Source organism: Arthrobacter sp. cf158 (assembly GCF_900106835.1).
In the GTDB taxonomy this organism is placed as follows: domain Bacteria; phylum Actinomycetota; class Actinomycetes; order Actinomycetales; family Micrococcaceae; genus Arthrobacter.
In genome coordinates this window covers 206,576-223,869 of record NZ_FNNR01000008.1, presented here as the reverse complement: position 1 = coordinate 223,869, position 17,294 = coordinate 206,576, and the positions used below count along the sequence as shown (strand labels likewise).

The window sequence follows — 17,294 nt, the reverse complement described above, 5'->3', positions numbered from 1 at the left end:
TCAAGAGACCTTCACAACCGCCTGGGACTTCATGAGGACTTTTTGGCCGGCAGCCACGACGGTGAGGTCGATGCGCGCGGTGCGGGCATCGGCGTCGAGCGCGCCCACTACGCCGGTGACGTCAATGACAGCGCCGGCTTCACCAGAGCCCGTGGTGTCGGTGACGATGACGGGCTTGGTGAATCGGGTCTGGTAATCGACGACGGCGGCTGGATCGCCCGCCCAGTCACTGACCAGTTGCACTGCGGCACCCATGGTGAACATACCGTGGGCTATGACGCCCGGCAGCTCAACGGAGGTCGCGAACGCTTCGTTCCAGTGGATGGGGTTGAAGTCGCCGGAAGCTCCCGCGTACTTGACCAGATCCTGGCGGGTAACGTCAATGCTGCGGGTGCCAATCTCCTGGCCAACCGTCAGTTCTTCGAATGTGGGGCTCATGGTTACTGTCCCTCTCCGCGGACCAGGATGGACGAGGTGGTGGTGGCGACCCTTTCGCCTGACGCGGTGGAAATTTCAGAGCGCGTGGTGATCATGGCTCCCCCACCCATGGCACGGACGCCGTCGACGTGCAGTTCGGCCACCAGGCGGTCGCCGGCAACGATGGCGCGGTGGTGGGTGAAGCGCTGGTCGGCGTGGACCACGCGGGAAAAATCGATGCCCGATTCAGGGTCCTCCACCAACTGCGCATCAGCGCGCTGGGCGACAATAATGGCAAACGTTGGCGGGGCGACGAGGTCGCTGTGGCCCAGGGCCTTGGCTGCCTCAACATCGAAATGCGCGGGGTTGCTGGCTTTCACAGCCTTCGCGAACTCGCGGATCTTTTCACGGCCGACGTCGTAAACCTCTGCGGCAGGGTAACTGCGACCCTGCAGGTCCGGATTAATACTCATGGTCCAACCCTATCGGGCCACGGGAAATTGCTGCCCCGCTGAGCGGGCCTTACTTCTTGTAGGTCTTGCGAATCTTTTGGCCTCGAATGACCAGTCCGGTGACATGCAGCAACAGACCCACACCGATCACGGGCAAGGACGCCATGGCCAGCCCTTGGTTGCCGGAGGTGTTTCCGACAATGGACAGGATGAGTCCGACGGCGATCAGTCCCATGGCGCTGAAAACCAGCGCTTTGTAGGACGTGGAGGCGGTGGCCCAGAATTCGTTCAGCACCGTCCAAGTCTACCGGGGCGCGGTTGGTGGGTTCGCGTGGGCCGGGTAACGGGAGGTGAGTGCGTTGCGAGGCCTGCTTTGCGCCCATAAACCCAGGAATACCCCGCAAACCGGGCCCCACAACTTAAGAGCACGGAAGATGAGGGGTCAGAAGAGCGAGTCCTGCAGCGCCGGGATCTCCGTGGTGTGAGGGCCCAACTCGATCTTGCGGCCCTTCAACCCACCGAGGTCCGCCACGAAGCTGCCCTCGATGTCATTGCCCGAAGCCTCTGGAAGGCCTGCCAAGGCAACCGCCCCTGAAAGCGCGTGGACCCGCAGCCCGTGCCCGCCGGCGTCGAAAGTTGCCGGGTAGGGGTGGCGCCGGCCTCCCCCAGCACCCGCCACACAGAGCCGCTCGGCAAATTCCGGGCGATCCCACTCTTCCTCCACCACCGAGTAACCGGTCAGGGCAAGGCCGCCCAACAGTTCGCGCACAGTGCGGGCGTGCCGGCGGTTCACCGCCGAAAGCTCGACGGCGGCACGCGGCTCCACAAGTCCGGCCACTTTTGCGGCGGAGCGGACCTGCTGGACGAGGCCGAGTTCGCGGGTCACGAGGTCCTCGAGCACGCGAACAACCCGTCCGTCCTCCGCATGGGCCACATAGGAAGCGTGGACGGCGCCTTGCTCGGCAAGCCGGTTCCATTTGCGCTGCCCCGAGGCCGTGCCAACTTTGGTGGCGCCGTTGGCGAAGGTGGCCACATAGAGCCAGTGCGGCTGCATGAGGTAGGCACGCAGGCCTGTGGGAACGGAACCGCCCCGGTGGAAATCGTGCATCAAGCGGGAATCGTCGCGCGCAAAGCACGCCCCGCACTGCTTGCCGCGCTCGGCCGGCGACTCGCTGCGGCAGGGAACATGCGTGCGGTCTCCCGGGCCGTGAACCTTGGTGTGGCCGAGGCACCACAGGCCGGGGATAACGCGCAGGCCCAGGGCTGAACCCTGGGCCAACGCAATATCAGTGAACCCTGCGTCCGGCGAGAACATCCTCAAAGCCGGTGACGAAGAGTCCCAAACGACTCCGTGAACCAGCATGGTTACAGGGAAGGCTGCACTCCGAAAGCGACCGCAAGCTTCATGATCTTCTCAGCGCGGCCCAAACGCGGGAGATCGGAACCGTCGCGGATGACGCGGCCGTTGGCCTCGAAGTCGTTCATGAAGTCCGTAGCCCAGGCAACGTCCGACGGCGTGGGGCTGATGACCTCGTTGATCACGGTGGTTTGGTCGATGGCCAGGCAAAGCTTGCCGGTCATGCCCATGGTCACCGTGATACCCGTCTGCTCGCGCAGGATGGGGTGATTGGTGCCGACAGTGGGGCCGTCGATGGGGCCCGGCAGGTTACCCACGCGGCTGGCGACGACGAGCTTTGCGCGCGGGTAGGCCATGGCCTCCGGGGTTGCCGCCATTCCAGTGTCGCGGCGGAAGTCGCCCGAGCCGAAGGCCAGGCGGAAGGCACCCTGGGCGCGTGCGATGTGGTTGGCTTCCTCAATGCCGAGGGCAGACTCCACCAGGGCAACCACGGGGGTCTTGCCGTCCATGCGGTGGTAGGACTCAGTGACCTGGTCAGCCGACTCGGTCTTGGCGAGCATCACGCCGAGCAGGCCGGGAGTACCACGCAGGCCCGCGAGGTCATCGGCCCAGAACTTGCTGGTGGCGTCATTGATACGGACCCAGGCCTGGCCGCCTGCGGTCAACCAGTTCACGACATTCTCACGCGCAGCATCCTTCTGCGACGGGTCCACGGCATCTTCAATGTCCAGGATGATGGCGTCAGCGCGTGAACCCGCAGATTCATCAAAAAGCTCCGTTTTCATGGCGTTCACAAGGAGCCAGGAACGGGCGATGTCGGCGGGAATGTTGCGGGTAGGCCGAATGGACTCGGCGGCGATGCTAGACGTCATGTATCTACCGTATCCGCCCTGCGGGCCGCAAGGCGAAGAAATCCGCCCGCTTGTGAGGATCAATACGAACTAAACCCCATATGACTGTGGGGTCCAACAGTATGAACGTCCGACGACGGTACCCGCCAGTCATATCCGGCGCGCCGGTCGCTGTTGTTCACAGTGCTCAACGCGGCGACTTGTGTCCCCCGGTTGCCCGGAATTGCCCAGGATTTCCTCCCGTGTCGGGCTGTTTCGCAGAGTTTCCAGGCGTTACCCGGGCGCTTCCCAGCCGCCGTCCCCATGGGCTTTCATCGTTCCCAAGCCTTTGCACAAGGTCCCCGGGCCTTTGCCTGGCCCGGCCACCCAACACCCCCAACCATCGAAAGTAGCTCCCATGAAACTGCATCTGCCCCTCCTGAGCGTCGCGGCCGCCGTCGTACTAGCGCTGACGGTGTCCGGCTGCGGCGGTGCAGCCGAAGCAGGACAAGCCAACCAAGCCGGCAACGAGGTCAAGGAGCTCCGGTACCAGGGCTCGGCCAACAACGTGACCTTCCCTGAACTTGCTGCGGACCTTGGCTACCTGGGCGACCTGAAACTGAACTGGGTGGGTAACACCACCAGCGGTCCGCAGGACATCCAGTCAGCTGCGACCAACCAGACCGATTTCGGCGGGGCGTTCTCCGGAGCGGTGGTCAAGCTGATCGAAGCCGGCGCACCCGTCAAGGCAGTGACAAATTACTACGGCTCGGATGAGAAGACCTTCAGCGGCTATTACGTGAAGGCGGACAGCACCATCAAGGAACCACGTGACTTGATCGGGAAGAAAATTGCCGTCAATACCCTGGGCGCGCACCACGAAGCCGTCATCAACACCTGGCTGACCAAGAACGGACTCAGCCAGGACGAGATCAAGCAGGTCCAGCTGGTCCCGCTGGCACCCAACGACACCGAGGAAGCCATCCGTCGCGGCCAGGTGGACGCAGGAACACTCGGCGGCGTACTTCAGGACAGGGCCATCGAGGCCGGCGGGCTGCGATCGCTGTTCAGTGACTTTGAACTGTTCGGAACGTTCGCAGGCGGCCAGATCGTGCTCCGCAACGACTTCATCGAGAAGAACCCGAACACCACCCGCACGTTCACCACAGGCGTTGCCAAAGCCATCAAGTGGGCAGCGGAAACCCCTCGGGATGAAGTCATTGCCCGGTTCACCAAGATCATCGACAGCCGCGGACGCAACGAGAGCACGGCCAACCTGAAGTTCTGGAAAAGCCCTGGCGTCCCGGACTCCGGCGTGATCCAGGACAAGGACTTCACCCGCTGGGAGGCGTGGCTCAGCTCGGCCGGCATCGTCAAAGACAAGCTCACCCCGTCCAAGTACTACACGAACGACTTCAACGAGCTCGCTGCAGCGAAGAAGGGATAGTCATGACAGCCAAAATCAGTCTCCGGAACGTCACCAAGGAATTCACAGTCCGGGCCACCAAAAACGCGGCAGCCACCCGGCTCACCGCCATCGACTCGCTGAGCCTTGACGTCCGCGACGGCGAATTCCTCACCCTGGTGGGGCCCAGTGGTTCAGGAAAGACCACACTGCTGGACCTCCTCGCTGGACTGTCCACGCCCACTTCCGGCGAAGTGCTGGTGGACGGCAAGCCCGTCACCGGGCCGGGAAAGGACCGCGCGGTGGTGTTCCAGCAGTATGCACTATTCCCCTGGCGGACGGCCTCGGCGAACGTCTCGATAGGGCTTGAGGGCGTCGGCCCGGACGGTAATAAGCTGAACCGCCGCGAACGGGCAGCCAAAGCAAAGGAATACCTGGCCTTGGTGGGGCTTGCCGGTTTTGAGGACCGCTATCCGCATGAGCTGTCCGGCGGCATGAAGCAACGCGTGGCCATCGCCAGAAGCCTGGCCTATGAGCCTGATGTGCTGCTCATGGATGAACCTTTCGCTGCGTTGGACGCCCAAACCCGTGAGCAGTTGCAAGACGAACTGCTGCGGATCTGGAAGGCCACGGGCAAGACGATCGTCTTCATCACCCACGGCATTGACGAGGCCGTGTACCTCGGCGAGCGCGTTGCGGTGCTGAGCGCACGCCCGGGCCGGCTCAAGGAAATCGTCGACATCGACATCCCGGACCGCGACGGCGAAGAGGACATCCGTTCCACCACTGCCTTCGTGGAGCACCGCCACCAGGTGTGGACGCTCCTGCACGACGAAGTACGCCGCGCCCAGGATGCCGGACACCGCAAGATCCTCCCGGATGGCAGCGCACCGGATGAGCCTGCCACCACCATCACTGAAAGGAGCGCGGCCTGATGACCACAACGCTTACGGCAACAAAAGCCGCACCCAAGCCGGCCGGACACGATGAGCCGGGTGCCGCCGTCGAACCTTCCCTCGCACTGACCGCACCTGAGGCAAGTACGACGCCGATCCTCGCCACTGCGCGGCGGGTGGCCTCGGTGGCGGGGTCCGTTGTGTGGAAGTCTGCAGCCATCCTGGCGTTCCTGGCGCTGTGGGAGCTTGGGCCGACGTACTTGGCCAGCCCCTCCACCCGCGTCTTCCTGCCGCCGCTGCACGAAGTGCTCCTGGCATGGGGAAAGCTCTTCGAGGCAGGCACCATCCAGGGCCACATCGCAGCCAGCCTCACCCGCTCGGTGGCCGGTTTCGGTGCGGCGCTGGTGGCAGGTGTCTCCTTGGGTTTGCTCATCGCCTGGTACGGACGGCTGAACTCGGTCCTGAATCCGTTGCTGGAACTGTTCCGCAATACGGCTGCCCTTGCCTTGCTGCCGGTGTTCACGCTGCTGTTGGGCATCGGCGAAGAATCCAAGATCAGCATCGTGGCCTATGCGGCGTTCTTCCCGGTGCTGCTGAACACCATTGCCGGAGTGAAGACCGTGGACCCGCTGCTGATCAGGGCTGCGCGTTCCTTGGGGCTCAACAGCTTCCGGCTGTTCCAGAAAGTCATTCTTCCGTCCGCTGTTCCCACGATCTTCACAGGCATCCGCATGGCCGGAACCGCCTCCATCCTGGTGCTGATTGCTGCCGAAATGGTGGGCGCCAAGGCAGGTCTGGGCTACCTGATCGTGAACGCGCAGAGCAGCTTCCTGATCCCGGACATGTACGCGGGCATCCTCACGGTCTCCTTGCTGGGCCTCGGCGTCAACTTCCTGCTGGTGGCCCTTGAACGGCACTTCTCCCGCTGGCGCACCGCCGTCGGTGCCGCAGCCTCCTAAACCCACCCACCCGCGGCACCTGCCGCAACCATCACAACAAGTAAGGAAACACATCATGACCGTCATTACCGAAACCAAACTCGAGTTCGCCAAGCTCGGCTCCCGCATCGGCGCCGAAATCCGCGGGCTGGACATCAGCGGAGACCTCAGCGAGGACACCGTTGCACAGATCAGGGCTGCACTCAACGAACACAAAGCACTGGTGTTCCGCGAAGCCAACATCCTCAGCGACGAAGCGCAGGTGAAGTTCGCGTCGCATTTCGGCCCATTGACCAAGGCACACCCGACCGTTGCCTCGGTGGAGGGTGAAGAGAACGTGCTGCCCGTGGACAGCGAAAACGGTTCGGCCAACAACTGGCACACGGACGTCACGTTCGTGGTCAACCCGCCTCAGGCTTCCACCCTGCGCAGCATTGACCTTCCCGCCTATGGTGGCGAGACCCTGATTGCGTCGTCGGCTGGCGCGTACCAGGACCTTCCGGAGGAACTCCGGAATTTCGCGGACACCCTGTGGGCCATCCACACGAACGACTACGACTACTCAGTGCCCAAGAACCTGGAGCATTCCAACGCCGAGGAGCGCCGCAAGGAGTTCACCCGCCTGAAGTTCGAAACCGCACACCCAGTGGTCAGGGTCCACCCGCTGACCGGCGAGCGCGGATTGTTCATTGGGGGCTTCGCCCAGCGGCTTCGGATTGTGGGTTTGTCCAACACTGAGTCCAAGGACATCATCCGCCTGCTGCAGGCATATGTGACGCGTCCGGAGAACGTGGTCCGGGTGAACTGGGAGCCCAACCAGGTGGTCTTGTTCGATAACCGCATCACCCAGCACTATGCACCGGACAACTACGACGGCCAGCCGCGCAAACTCAACCGCGTGACCATTGCCGGCGACATCCCCGTGGGCGTTGACGGCAAGGCCAGTCAGTCGATCCAGGGTGACTCCACCACGTACTCCGTGGTAGCCCCGCTCAGCAACGCGTCATAGGCGCACCCCGTGTGTTGCTGTCCTCACCCAACTGAGTCGCAGTCAGGCCGTTTAGAGCATTCATCACGGCCTCAACTGCGGCTCAGTTGGGTTAAAACCGGGTTAGGGAATATTGCTTCCCCGGGCCGCCACCCACAATCCGTACCACTCGGCGCGGGACATGGTGGCAGCCACGGAGGCGGCGTCAGCACAAGCTCCTATCCGGGCCGGGTTGGTGGTTCCCACCACCGGAGAAATTTTTGCGGGATGCTTCATGAGCCAGCCCAGCAGTACCGCTTCAGGCGTGGTGTCCTTCTCCCCCGCCAACCGTTCAAGCATCACCGCAGTTGCCGACTCGGCCGCTGACAACCCTTCAGGCGTCGCTCCGGTGTAGCGCCCCTGGGCCAGCGAACCGTAGGCCTGCAGCTCAATACCCTTGGTCATGCAGAGTTCCACAGTCCCGTGAGGGAAGCTGTACTCCAGATTCTCCGCATGGTTGACCAGCACTGTGCTCTCCAGCCAATCCCGTCGCAGCAGACTCATTTCCAGCTGGTTCGCCACGATGGGTGCCTGCAACTCGTCCTGCAGAAAAGCGATCTGCGCGCCGGACATGTTGGATACACCCAGCTGCCGTACTTTGCCTTCTGCCATCAACTGCCCGACGGCGTCCGCTGCCTCGCGCGGGTCCATCAACGGATCGGGCCGGTGCAGGAGCAACACGTCCAGGTAGTCCGTTTGGAGTCGTTTCAGGCTTTGGTTGACCCGTTCAAGGATGGCTTCGCGGCTGAGGTCATAATGAGTGTCCAGCCCGCGCTCGCCCAGCCTGATACCGCATTTGCTTTGCAGCTGGATCTTTTCGCGCAGGCCTTGCGAACGGACGAGGACTTCACCAAACACGGCCTCGGACTTGCCGCTGCGGTAAATATCCGCATGGTCGAACAGCTCAATGCCAATCCCCTGCGCGGCCTCGATCACGGCAGCGGCTTGATCGATCTCTGCCGCACCATAGGACGTACCGTCCCACGGCCCGCCGAGTCCCATGCAGCCGTAAATGAGGCGTCCCCGCCCGTTCGCGTTCGTCATAGCTTCAGTCTTCTGCCGCAGCGTCCAATGACAGTGGCGCCACGCTTACGCGTTGCTGACAATCCACACGGTGGTATCTGCCGGCAGCTTGCCGTCTGTCAGCGGTCCGCTGGCCACGGCCACCTTCCCTTCGGGGAGTTCCACAGCCTTGCTGCCGAAGTTGGTGACCGTGTGCCAGCCGCCGGGGCGGCTGAAATGCAGCACGTCCTGGTTGCCGGTCTCCACCCAGTCGAGTTCCTCATCGGCCTGGAGTTCGCTGCGAAGACGCAGGGCATCGCGGTAGAGCTCCAGGGTGGAACCCTCCACGCCCTCCTGCTTGGCCACGGCATAGTCGGAGAACCATGCCGGCTGCGGCAAGTGCGCAGCACCTGTACCGAAACCGAAGGACGGGCCTTCGGCCGTCCACGGCAACGGCACGCGGCAACCGTCGCGACCAATCTCCACTCCAGGATTGCGGAAGAATGACGGGTCCTGGCGCTCTGAATCTGGGATTTCAGATACTTCACGCAAACCAAGCTCTTCACCCTGGTAGAGATAAGCAGAGCCGGGAAGCGCAAGCAGCAAGAGCGTTGCCGCACGTGCACGACGCAAGCCGAGTTCGACGTCGAGCTCTTCAGACGGTGCGCCGGCCAGAAGCCAGCCCTTGCCGTCCTGGCCCTTGGGCTCGCTGCCAGTGATGTCCTGGGCTGCGTTGGTGCCATGCGCCACCGAGCCACCCTTGGGCAGGCCGTAGCGGGTGGCATGGCGGACGACGTCATGGTTGGAGAAGACCCACGTTGACGACGCTCCGGACTCCTTGGCAGCCACCAGGTTGTCCGTGATGATCTTCTTGAAGGACGCGGCATCGAAATCGGACTGCAGCAGGTCAAAGTTGAATGCCTGGCCGAGTCCTTCCGGGCTGGCGTAGCGTGCACGCCGGGACTCGTGGACCCAGGCTTCCGCCACGGCGGTGCGGGGAGGGTTGTATTCGTTGAAAAGCTTCCGCCACTCGGCATAGACCTCGTGGACCTCGTCGCGGTCCCAGAACGGGTGGGAACCATCGGTGAAGCCATCGGTTCCATGTGCCTTGGCCTCAAGGTCCGCCTTCATGGGCAGCGGCTCCGAAAGATCCTTGGCCATGCCGTGGGCCACGTCGATGCGGAACCCATCAACGCCGCGATCCGACCAGAAACGCAGGGTCTTCAGGAAGTCCTCGCGGATCTCCGGATTCTCCCAGTTGAAGTCCGGCTGCTCCTTGGCAAAGATGTGCAGGTACCACTGGCCCGGCGTGCCATCAGGCTCGGTAATGCGCTCCCAGATGGGCCCACCGAACACGGAGTCCCAATCCGACGGCGGCAATTCACCGTTCTTGCCCCGGCCATCACGGAAAATGTAGCGCTCGCGGGCGGCGGAGCCTTTAGGCGATGCCAGCGCTTCCTTGAACCACTCGTGGCGGTCGGAGGAATGGTTGGGAACAATGTCCACCACGATCTTGATGCCGGCCGCATGCAGGGCTGCCGCCATCTGGTCGAAGTCCTCAAGGGTCCCCAGCTTGGGGTCCACGTTGCGGTAATCGTCAACGTCGTAACCGCCATCAGCGAGCGCGGAGGGATAGAACGGACTCAGCCAGACGGCGTCGATCCCCAGTTCCTTCAGGTACGGGACTTTGGCCGTGATGCCCTTGATGTCGCCGATTCCATCGCCGTTCGCATCGGAGAAGCTGCGCGGGTAGATCTGGTAGACAGCGGCTTGCCGCCACCAGTTCGGGTCGGACATGCGGTGGGCGTCGGTACGGTGTGCCTGTGCGGCGGAGGTGCTCACGAAACTCCTTTGATTTAGATTCTAAATTTATATCCCGGACCAGTATGAAACGCCCGGGCATTGAAGGTCAATAAGGCCTAGCCCTTAACAGCTCCCTGGGTCACCCCGGCCATGACCCACCTCTGTGTGAAGAGGTACGCGACGATCGCCGGCGCCATGGCCATCAGGTACGAGGCGAAGGACACGTGGTAGTTGTTGCTGAACTGGGTCTGGAACAGGTTCTGCCGCACAGGAAGCGTCTGAAGTGCGGGATCGGAAATGATCAGCGACGGCATCATGAAGTCATTCCATGCATAGAGGAACGCGAAGATCCCTACGGTTGCACTCATCGGCGCGAGCAACGGAAAGATCAGCTTCCAGAAGGTCTGCCATGTTGTGGCACCGTCGATTCTGGCACTCTCCTCAAGCTCCATGGGGATGGACCGGAGAAAGGCGGTGAAGAGCAGCACGCTGAAGCTCAGCTGGAACATGGTGGCCAGCAGGATCACACCCAAGGGGTTGTCCAGGCCCAGGCGGCCCGTGAGCTGGATTTGCGGCAGCGCCACCACTGGGAACGGAATGAACATTGCCCCCAGCAGGTAGAAGAACGAGTACCTGAACAGCCGGCGTTCCCAGTTGCGCACGATTGCGTAGGAAGCGAAGGCGGCCAGGATGATGGTGGCCAGAACAGTCCCCGCAGTGACCAACAATGACATCGCGGCGCCCACGGGAAAGTTGGTCAAAGTCCAGGCCTGAACAAATCCGTCCATGCTGAACGGGGCCGGGAGGGAGAAGGCATTCCCATCGACAGCCTGCCCCTGGGTCTTGAACGCCATCGAAACCGTGACATATAGGGGAAGGAGCACGGTCACCGCGCACAGAATGAGAATGGTGGTTGCTGACCAGTTCACCCGTTCAACGGCAGGAGTTGACCTGCGCCTGTTGTTCCCGGCGGGGGTTTTCCGAACCTGGGGTTGGTCGATTTCAAGGGTTGCTTGGTTGGTCATCAGAGTGCGTTCCGTCCGCGAGTCAGCGATAGCTGTACGAGAGAGATAACGATGGCCACCACGAAGAAGATCGTTGCGTTGGCCATCTGGTAGGCGTAGTCACCGCCGTTGAAGCCTGCGATGACGGTCATCGCGATGCTTCTGGTTGAGGTTCCCGGGCCACCGTTGGTCAGGCCGACAATGATGTCGTAAGCGTTGAGGAAGCCTTTGAAGCCCAGAATGATGTTGATGACCACGTAGCCGGAGACCAGCGGGAGCGTGATCTTCAGCAGTTGCTGGAACTTGCTGGCGCCATCGATTTCCGCGGCCTCATAGACATCCCCGGGCACAGCAACAAGGCCGGCAATGTAGATCAGCAATGCCCCGGGCACAGCCTGCCAGGCCGTTACCAGCACGATGGCAACCCACGCGAGGTCAGGATTGGCCAAAAGGCTGCTTTCCAACCAAGGAATGCCGGCCGCAGCACCGAGCGAGGGCAGGGAATTGGAGAACAGGAAGTTGAAAACGTAGGCGATGATGATGCCGGAGACCACCATGGGAATGACAAAGATGGTCCGCAGTGCGGACTTCATCCGGATGCGCGACGTGAGTCCGACGGCCAGGAGGAAGGCCACTGCGTTGACTGCGATCACTGTGACGATGGAGAACCCGAAGGTAAACAGATAGCTCTGCAGAATGGCCGGGTCACTGAAGATCGCGACGTAGTTGGTCAGTCCAACGAAATCCCAGTCACCTATTCCAATGGAGTTGGTGAAACTGAAGAAGATGCCGATGATCCCCGGAATGGTGATGGCCAGGGTGAACAGGATGAGGCTGGGCACGAGGAAGACGTAGAAAATGGGTTCGACGCGTCGCCTGCTGCGTTGTTTATGGGGTTGCCCAACGGACGTGGTGGGCCTGGTGATGATGGACATGGTGTTGACTCCCTGGTTCTGCACTACTGGCGGAACGCCAGGCGCGCCCAATCTGCGTCGAGGGTACGGAGGGTGGAGGCAGGGGGTGCGCCGAAGACGATTGCCTGCGTGTAGTTCATGATCGGGATGGTGCGCGGAACCAGCACCGATGGGCCCTGATAAACCCGGGCGTTGTTGTAGTACTCCACCATCCCTTCAATGCGGGGGTCGGGTTTGTTGGAAGAATCCTTGGTGGGCGTGAACCCCAGCTGCGATTCGTTGTAGGCGTCGATCACCTCAGGCCGGTACAGGTACTCGAGGAAGTCGCGAGCAGCATCCTTATGCTTGGACGCCTCCGGAATCCAGGCCGCGAGGTCTACGTTGACGCGGACGCGCAAGTCCTGCGGGTCTTCCGTCATAGGCAACGGGAAGGTTCCGAGCGACAGCCCCGGGGCTGTCTTGGCGATCTCGCTGAACGCCCACGGGCCCTGCAGATACATGGCAGCCTTGCCCTGCGAGAACGCCAGGTTGCCGTCGCCATATGCCCGGCTTGCAGCGTCCTTGTTGACGTAACTCCTGGCCAGCGTCAACATCTTCTGGACGGGCTGGTCAAAATCCTTCTGGAAGGACACTGAAGACTCCGGCCCGACGTCCACTCCCTCGGCCTCAAGTTCCTTAAAGAACCCGAGGCTGTCCACCTGGCCGCCCACCGAATAGTCAAACCACCCCTGCGCGATGGTCCAGTCATCCTTCCATGTGGCATAAAACGGCGTCACTCCGGCGGCTTTCAGCTTCTCGCACGCCCCGATCAATTCGCTCCAGGTCTTGGGCACGGCAATGTTGTTCGCAGCGAAGATTTCCTTGTTGTAGATCACCGAGGATGCCATGACCGAGTACGGCAGGGCGCTGGTCCGGCCAGGATAGGAACCGTACTGATCCATGAGCGGCTTGAGGTCATCGCGGATGCGGGACGCCGCTTCTGCTCCGGACAGATCACTCAACACTCCGCGCTGAACGAACCGGGAAGTCTCCATGTTGTAGTTGGCAAGTGCAATGTCCGGCGGATTGCCGCGAACGAAGCTCGCGGACACCACGTCCACTCCGGACGTGTCCAGTACCACTTCGGTGTGGTCCTGTGAAGCGTTGTAGTCAGCCACGAGCTTGGTCATGAAGCCGATGGCCTCCCGCTTGCTGAACGTGAAACGGATTGTCTCTTTGCCCGACTCCCCGGTGCAGCCCGAGAGGAGACCAGCAAGCAGCGCCAGTCCCAATCCCATAGCTGCGAAGCGTTTCCTGCGTGTCATTTTCACAGACACCGTTGCCCTTTCGTCTTGCGGACCGCAGTGGCCGCATTGCCATCGTGCGGCGGACCGTGCTCTTCGCCACCCGAAGTTTAGATAGGAGATAAATTTATTACCTATCGCTAACCATGGTCAGTGATGGGCGCCACAGGGTCAAGCCATGGGTGAAATGCGTCGTCATCTAAATTTATGCACTAAATTTAGAGAGACCGCCCTATCAATCCGATGGACGGCTGGAAAGTGGGAGCACCCAAATGCAGACCGGGACTGCACCGTCAACCCAATTGGTGCGCAGGGTCAACGCCAGCGCCATGCTCAAGGCGATGCGCGGCGCCGGCGTGGTCACCGGCACTGAACTCATGGCTGCCACCGGACTCTCGCGCGCAACCGTCATCTCCATCTGCGATGAACTGGTCCGGCTGGGATGGCTCCAGGAATTGGAGAACCAGCGGGGCGCCGGAGACTACGTCAAGGGCCGCCCCGCGCGCCGATTCATCTTCGACGACAGCGCGGCAAGTGTGATCGGGATCGACATCGGTGCCACCAAGATCACCGCAATCGTGGCTGACATGGCCGGGGCATCCCTGTCGAAGGTGACCATGCCTTTCCGGACCTACAACGTGCCCGCCGACGAGCGCGCCGATGTGCTGGATCGGATCGCCGCGGACGCCCTGCACAAAGCCGGCGTATCCGCGGACTCTGTACTCGCAGTGTCCGTTGGAGTTGCGGCCCCCGTGAGCCGCGACGGCGAAGTCCTCACGGCACAGGAATTCTGGAAGTCCTTTGATGTCCGCCGGATTGTGTCCGAGCGGCATGGATGGCAGGTGCTCCTCGAAAACGACGCCAACCTCGCAGCCCTCGCCGAAAGGTGGCAGGGTACTGCGCAGGGAGTCGACAACCTTGTGGTCATGCTTGCCGGTGACCGTCTTGGCTCCGGCATCCTCGAGTCCGGCCGTTTGCTCCACGGGCAGGTGGGCGCCTTCGGGGAGCTGGGATATCTGGACCATGTGGACGGAGTGGGCGACACCTTCGGCATAGCGCATTACGCTGCGCTGTGGGGGCGGGAAGCCGTCCAGGACCCCGCGTCTGCGCTGCGACTGCTCTGCGATGGCGATCCCGAAGCATTGACCGCGGAAATGGTTTTCACGGCAGCTGCGGACGGTGACGCTGCCGCCCGCAAAGCCTTGGACCGCGTAGCGCACCGCATGGCCCGCGTCATCGGCTCCATCAGCACGCTGGTTAATCCTGAACTGGTGGTGATCGCAGGAGGCGTCGCGGCATCTGCCCACGCCTTGTTAGCGGACATCGGGAAGGAACTGCCGGACTTCACGTTCACTCCCCCACGCATTGCAACCTCCGTCCTGGGCGATGGCATCGTGTCCCTCGGCGCCATCCGCCACGCACTGGACTACGTGGAGGAGCATGCCCTGGACCTCTACCCCGCATCACTGCCCAAGCACCCGGACGCCGGCTAGCGCTGCGCTGTCCGGCACTGCGCTGTCCGGAACTCGGCTGTCCGGCACGCTGTCCGCCCGCCCCGAGTACTGCCTGGCATTACCCAGCCGCGGCGTGGCCCTATTCCGGCATTGACATGGTGCGCAGGTCCAACTGCCGGAGGACGCGATCGGCCACTTCAGGATCAGTGCCAGGTTCGTTGCGCGCTGCCACTACCTCTTGGCGGGCAGCATCGAGGGCGATGGTCTGGACCGCGATGGACAGCTCCCGTCCGCGCTTTCGTTTCTCCGAAGCCGACTCGTTCTGCAGCGTGCCGTCCAACAACTCAGCATGCAGGCGGCGCATTTTCTCCTTGACCAAGGCCACTTTCTCGGCCGGAAGTTCCTTCATGAGTTCGTGGTCCTTCAGCGCTGCTACAGCCGCTGACTGGGCACGCTTGGCCAGGAGCTTCGCGGCATCCTGCTCGTGCGAACCGTCCTCCGTGGCTTTGAGTACCCTCATGAGCCACGGCAGCGTCAGGCCCGGGAGGACCAGCGTCGCCAGGAGGACTGCGCAGGCAATCACCAGGATTTCGTGCCGGGCGGGGAAGTCGCTGCCATCCGGCAAGGTCATGGGGAGGGCCAAAGCCAGGGCCAACGTGGCGAGGCCCCGCATTCCGCACCACGTCAGAATCAGAACTTCCTTGGGGGATGTTGGAAGCAGGTTCCTGCGCCTGCGGGCCGTCAGGGAAAGAAGGCCGAACCACAGGTATCGGACCACGAACACCAGGACGCAGATCACCACAGCCATACCGATCATCCCGAAGATCGCAGTTCCTTCATCGCGGATGACATGGCGGATCTCCAGGCCCACCAGCCCAAAGGCCAGGCCAGTTGCGAGCAGCTCCACCACGTCCCAGAAGGCAGTCCTCGTGACGCGCTCGGCGGCGTCCTGCGGCCGCGTGTGGCGCTGCAGTTCCAAAGCGGTGACGACGACGGCCACCACACCTGAGGCGTGCAGCTCTTCCGCGAGAATGTAGGCCGCGAAAGGCACCACCAACGTGACAGCGCTGCGAGCCACCATGGAGGTGACCAGCTTGGTGATGAACTTGGTCAGCCAACCCATCGCGATACCAATGATGACGGCAAGGGCTGCGCCGATCACGAACTGCGGGATGACCTCCGGCCCAACTTCCTTACCGGACATCGTGGCAGCCACCGCAGCCTGGAAGATCACGATGGCTGCGGCGTCGTTGAAGAGCCCTTCGCTCTGAAGGACCGTGATGAGTCGCCGGGGCATGTGGACCCGGCCCGCCACGGACTCGACGGCCACAGGGTCCGGTGGGGCAACCATGGCACCCAAAGCGATTGCTGCCGGAATGCCAATTCCAGGGATCATGAGCCAGGCGGCGCCTGCCACCACCGCCGTTGAGACCACCACCAACGCCACGGCCAGGAGCAACAACGTCCGCCACCGCACCCGGAAGACCGCCCAAGAACTCTTCTGGGCCGTAGCGAACAGGAGTGGCGGGAGGAAGATCGGCAGGATCAGCTCGGGCGAAATCTCGAACTCGGGGAAGCCCGGAATGAAGGTGAGAGCAACAGCCAGGAGCAGCATAAGAACCGGATATGGGAGCCGGAGCCGGTCCCCCAGGCCCACTGCCACCACTGTTGCAAGCAGCAACCCGACAATGAGCGCCAACTGATCCATGTTCCTGCTTCCCCAGAGGTTGTAAGGCCCTTCCCCGGGCCGGCCGAAAAAGTTCCCTACCAACATATCCCGGAGTACAGGCGGCCAGGCTCCCGGCGGCCGGACCACCTGGAGCCGGGCGCCAGAGCCAGCCCGCTTCGGCGTTAGTCCCCCGTCAGGGCGTCCACCACGTCCTCGGTTCCATCCTTGAAAGCGATGGTCCGCCGGATGGTCCCCGGCAGTTCGAGGACCGCTGCGGTCACCAACGCCACGTTTGCCCTGGAGGTGTGGGTACCATCACCGGGGTTGGCGGGGTCCGTCTGGATCAGGCCGGTGGCCGGCTCATCCGTGAGTGCTCCCGGGCCCAGGACGGTCCAGTCGAGTCCGGTGCTGCGGAGGTAGTGGTCAGCAGCGGCTTTGGCTTCTGCGTAAGCAAAGAACGGATTGTCTTCAGGGACACCGTGGTCCTTGTCCGCCCCGAGGTAGGACACCATCACGTACCGCGGGACTCCGGCTTCGGCGGCGGCATCCATGGAACGGATGGCGGCATCACGGTCCACGGCATAGGTCCTGTCCGGGTTGCCACCGCCGGCACCGGCTGACCACACCACGGCGTCATGTCCTTTGAGTGCCTGCGCGAGTTCCGCCGTCGTCGAGTTTTCTGCGTCCAGCACCTCAGCAGTGGCTCCGGCGTCCGTGACATCTGCCACATGTTCGGGATTCCGAATGAAAGAGGTGACGTCGTGACCTTCGCCACTAAGAATGCGGGACAGATGCAGGGCCACTTTCCCGTGGCCGCCAATGATTGCAATTCGGCTCATGGAC

General features: G+C 62.5%; 17 protein-coding genes. 5 read left to right on the top strand and 12 right to left on the bottom strand.

Annotation, left to right across the window (positions count from 1 at the left end):
* The 5 genes from BLW08_RS17180 to BLW08_RS17160 all read right to left on the bottom strand — a co-directional run bounded on the left by BLW08_RS17180 (position 1) and on the right by BLW08_RS17160 (position 3,098).
* Positions 1-438 (bottom strand): MaoC family dehydratase, encoded by a 438-nt coding sequence (locus BLW08_RS17180; RefSeq protein WP_091326612.1) that lies wholly within the window; start codon positions 436-438, stop codon positions 1-3.
* A gap of 2 nt (positions 439-440) precedes the next feature.
* The gene (locus BLW08_RS17175; protein ID WP_091326610.1) at positions 441-890 is read right to left on the bottom strand and encodes an FAS1-like dehydratase domain-containing protein; all 450 of its coding nucleotides are present in this window, start codon (positions 888-890) and stop codon (positions 441-443) included.
* 49 nt (positions 891-939) lie between these two features.
* Positions 940-1,164: a DUF3188 domain-containing protein gene (locus BLW08_RS17170; protein ID WP_091326609.1), complete on the bottom strand. Its 225-nt coding sequence runs from the start codon at positions 1,162-1,164 to the stop codon at positions 940-942.
* Between the two features lie 147 nt (positions 1,165-1,311).
* On the bottom strand, positions 1,312-2,232 hold the full coding sequence (locus BLW08_RS17165) for a DUF2797 domain-containing protein (protein WP_091326607.1): 921 nt from the start codon (positions 2,230-2,232) through the stop codon (positions 1,312-1,314).
* 2 nt (positions 2,233-2,234) lie between these two features.
* The gene (locus BLW08_RS17160; protein WP_090817637.1) at positions 2,235-3,098 is read right to left on the bottom strand and encodes an HpcH/HpaI aldolase/citrate lyase family protein; all 864 of its coding nucleotides are present in this window, start codon (positions 3,096-3,098) and stop codon (positions 2,235-2,237) included.
* Between the two features lie 376 nt (positions 3,099-3,474).
* Here BLW08_RS17160 and BLW08_RS17155 point away from each other — a divergent pair, with 376 nt between their 5' ends.
* Genes BLW08_RS17155 through BLW08_RS17140 form a run of 4 tightly spaced genes read left to right on the top strand, consistent with a single transcriptional unit; the run spans position 3,475 to position 7,304 of the window.
* Entirely contained in the window at positions 3,475-4,503 is a 1,029-nt protein-coding gene (locus tag BLW08_RS17155) for an ABC transporter substrate-binding protein (protein ID WP_090817634.1), read from the top strand.
* A 2-nt stretch (positions 4,504-4,505) separates the two neighbouring features.
* Positions 4,506-5,396: an ABC transporter ATP-binding protein gene (locus BLW08_RS17150; RefSeq protein WP_091326605.1), complete on the top strand. Its 891-nt coding sequence runs from the start codon at positions 4,506-4,508 to the stop codon at positions 5,394-5,396.
* Positions 5,396-6,316 carry an ABC transporter permease gene (locus BLW08_RS17145; RefSeq protein ID WP_091326603.1) on the top strand — a complete coding sequence of 307 codons (921 nt, stop codon included), beginning with the start codon at positions 5,396-5,398 and terminating at the stop codon, positions 6,314-6,316. The genes BLW08_RS17150 and BLW08_RS17145 overlap by 1 nt, the downstream gene beginning before the upstream one ends.
* Positions 6,317-6,371: 55 nt before the next feature.
* The gene (locus BLW08_RS17140) at positions 6,372-7,304 is read left to right on the top strand and encodes a TauD/TfdA dioxygenase family protein (protein ID WP_090817623.1); all 933 of its coding nucleotides are present in this window, start codon (positions 6,372-6,374) and stop codon (positions 7,302-7,304) included.
* Positions 7,305-7,406: 102 nt separating this feature from the next.
* Here BLW08_RS17140 and BLW08_RS17135 read toward each other — a convergent pair whose 3' ends face one another.
* The 5 genes from BLW08_RS17135 to BLW08_RS17115 form a co-directional block, all read right to left on the bottom strand.
* Positions 7,407-8,366, bottom strand: coding sequence for an aldo/keto reductase (locus BLW08_RS17135; RefSeq protein ID WP_091326601.1), 960 nt, complete (start codon positions 8,364-8,366; stop codon positions 7,407-7,409).
* Between the two features lie 45 nt (positions 8,367-8,411).
* Complete coding sequence (locus BLW08_RS17130) at positions 8,412-10,166, bottom strand: glycoside hydrolase family 13 protein (RefSeq protein WP_091326599.1); 1,755 nt, start codon at positions 10,164-10,166, stop codon at positions 8,412-8,414.
* Positions 10,167-10,243: 77 nt separating this feature from the next.
* The gene (locus BLW08_RS17125; protein ID WP_090817613.1) at positions 10,244-11,152 is read right to left on the bottom strand and encodes a carbohydrate ABC transporter permease; all 909 of its coding nucleotides are present in this window, start codon (positions 11,150-11,152) and stop codon (positions 10,244-10,246) included.
* On the bottom strand, positions 11,152-12,066 hold the full coding sequence (locus BLW08_RS17120) for a carbohydrate ABC transporter permease (protein WP_091326651.1): 915 nt from the start codon (positions 12,064-12,066) through the stop codon (positions 11,152-11,154). Before BLW08_RS17120 ends, BLW08_RS17125 begins: the two co-directional genes overlap by 1 nt.
* 23 nt (positions 12,067-12,089) lie before the next feature.
* Positions 12,090-13,349 (bottom strand): ABC transporter substrate-binding protein, encoded by a 1,260-nt coding sequence (locus BLW08_RS17115; RefSeq protein ID WP_254779937.1) that lies wholly within the window; start codon positions 13,347-13,349, stop codon positions 12,090-12,092.
* Positions 13,350-13,600: 251 nt separating this feature from the next.
* Here BLW08_RS17115 and BLW08_RS17110 point away from each other — a divergent pair, with 251 nt between their 5' ends.
* Positions 13,601-14,821, top strand: a complete 1,221-nt coding sequence (locus tag BLW08_RS17110; protein ID WP_091326595.1) for an ROK family protein — start codon at positions 13,601-13,603, stop codon at positions 14,819-14,821.
* Between the two features lie 100 nt (positions 14,822-14,921).
* On the opposite strand, the gene BLW08_RS17105 is transcribed toward BLW08_RS17110, so the two are convergent.
* Positions 14,922-16,490 (bottom strand): Na+/H+ antiporter, encoded by a 1,569-nt coding sequence (locus BLW08_RS17105; protein ID WP_090817601.1) that lies wholly within the window; start codon positions 16,488-16,490, stop codon positions 14,922-14,924.
* Positions 16,491-16,633: 143 nt separating this feature from the next.
* A complete protein-coding gene (locus tag BLW08_RS17100; RefSeq protein ID WP_091326593.1) occupies positions 16,634-17,290 on the bottom strand; it encodes an NAD(P)-dependent oxidoreductase in 657 nt (218 codons plus the stop codon).
* Positions 17,291-17,294 lie beyond the last annotated feature (4 nt).

Excerpts from the sequence above, each read along its gene's own strand:
- BLW08_RS17120 (WP_091326651.1), bottom strand. The coding sequence starts at position 12,066 with ATGTCCATCATCACCAGGCCCACCACGTCCGTTGGGCAACCCCATAAA.
- BLW08_RS17105 (WP_090817601.1), bottom strand. The coding sequence starts at position 16,490 with ATGGATCAGTTGGCGCTCATTGTCGGGTTGCTGCTTGCAACAGTGGTG.
- BLW08_RS17155 (WP_090817634.1), top strand. The coding sequence starts at position 3,475 with ATGAAACTGCATCTGCCCCTCCTGAGCGTCGCGGCCGCCGTCGTACTA.
- BLW08_RS17100 (WP_091326593.1), bottom strand. The coding sequence starts at position 17,290 with ATGAGCCGAATTGCAATCATTGGCGGCCACGGGAAAGTGGCCCTGCAT.
- BLW08_RS17175 (WP_091326610.1), bottom strand. The coding sequence starts at position 890 with ATGAGTATTAATCCGGACCTGCAGGGTCGCAGTTACCCTGCCGCAGAG.
- BLW08_RS17115 (WP_254779937.1), bottom strand. The coding sequence starts at position 13,349 with ATGACACGCAGGAAACGCTTCGCAGCTATGGGATTGGGACTGGCGCTG.
- BLW08_RS17125 (WP_090817613.1), bottom strand. The coding sequence starts at position 11,152 with ATGACCAACCAAGCAACCCTTGAAATCGACCAACCCCAGGTTCGGAAA.
- BLW08_RS17165 (WP_091326607.1), bottom strand. The coding sequence starts at position 2,232 with ATGCTGGTTCACGGAGTCGTTTGGGACTCTTCGTCACCGGCTTTGAGG.
- BLW08_RS17150 (WP_091326605.1), top strand. The coding sequence starts at position 4,506 with ATGACAGCCAAAATCAGTCTCCGGAACGTCACCAAGGAATTCACAGTC.
- BLW08_RS17135 (WP_091326601.1), bottom strand. The coding sequence starts at position 8,366 with ATGACGAACGCGAACGGGCGGGGACGCCTCATTTACGGCTGCATGGGA.
- BLW08_RS17140 (WP_090817623.1), top strand. The coding sequence starts at position 6,372 with ATGACCGTCATTACCGAAACCAAACTCGAGTTCGCCAAGCTCGGCTCC.
- BLW08_RS17110 (WP_091326595.1), top strand. The coding sequence starts at position 13,601 with ATGCAGACCGGGACTGCACCGTCAACCCAATTGGTGCGCAGGGTCAAC.
- BLW08_RS17145 (WP_091326603.1), top strand. The coding sequence starts at position 5,396 with ATGACCACAACGCTTACGGCAACAAAAGCCGCACCCAAGCCGGCCGGA.
- BLW08_RS17160 (WP_090817637.1), bottom strand. The coding sequence starts at position 3,098 with ATGACGTCTAGCATCGCCGCCGAGTCCATTCGGCCTACCCGCAACATT.
- BLW08_RS17180 (WP_091326612.1), bottom strand. The coding sequence starts at position 438 with ATGAGCCCCACATTCGAAGAACTGACGGTTGGCCAGGAGATTGGCACC.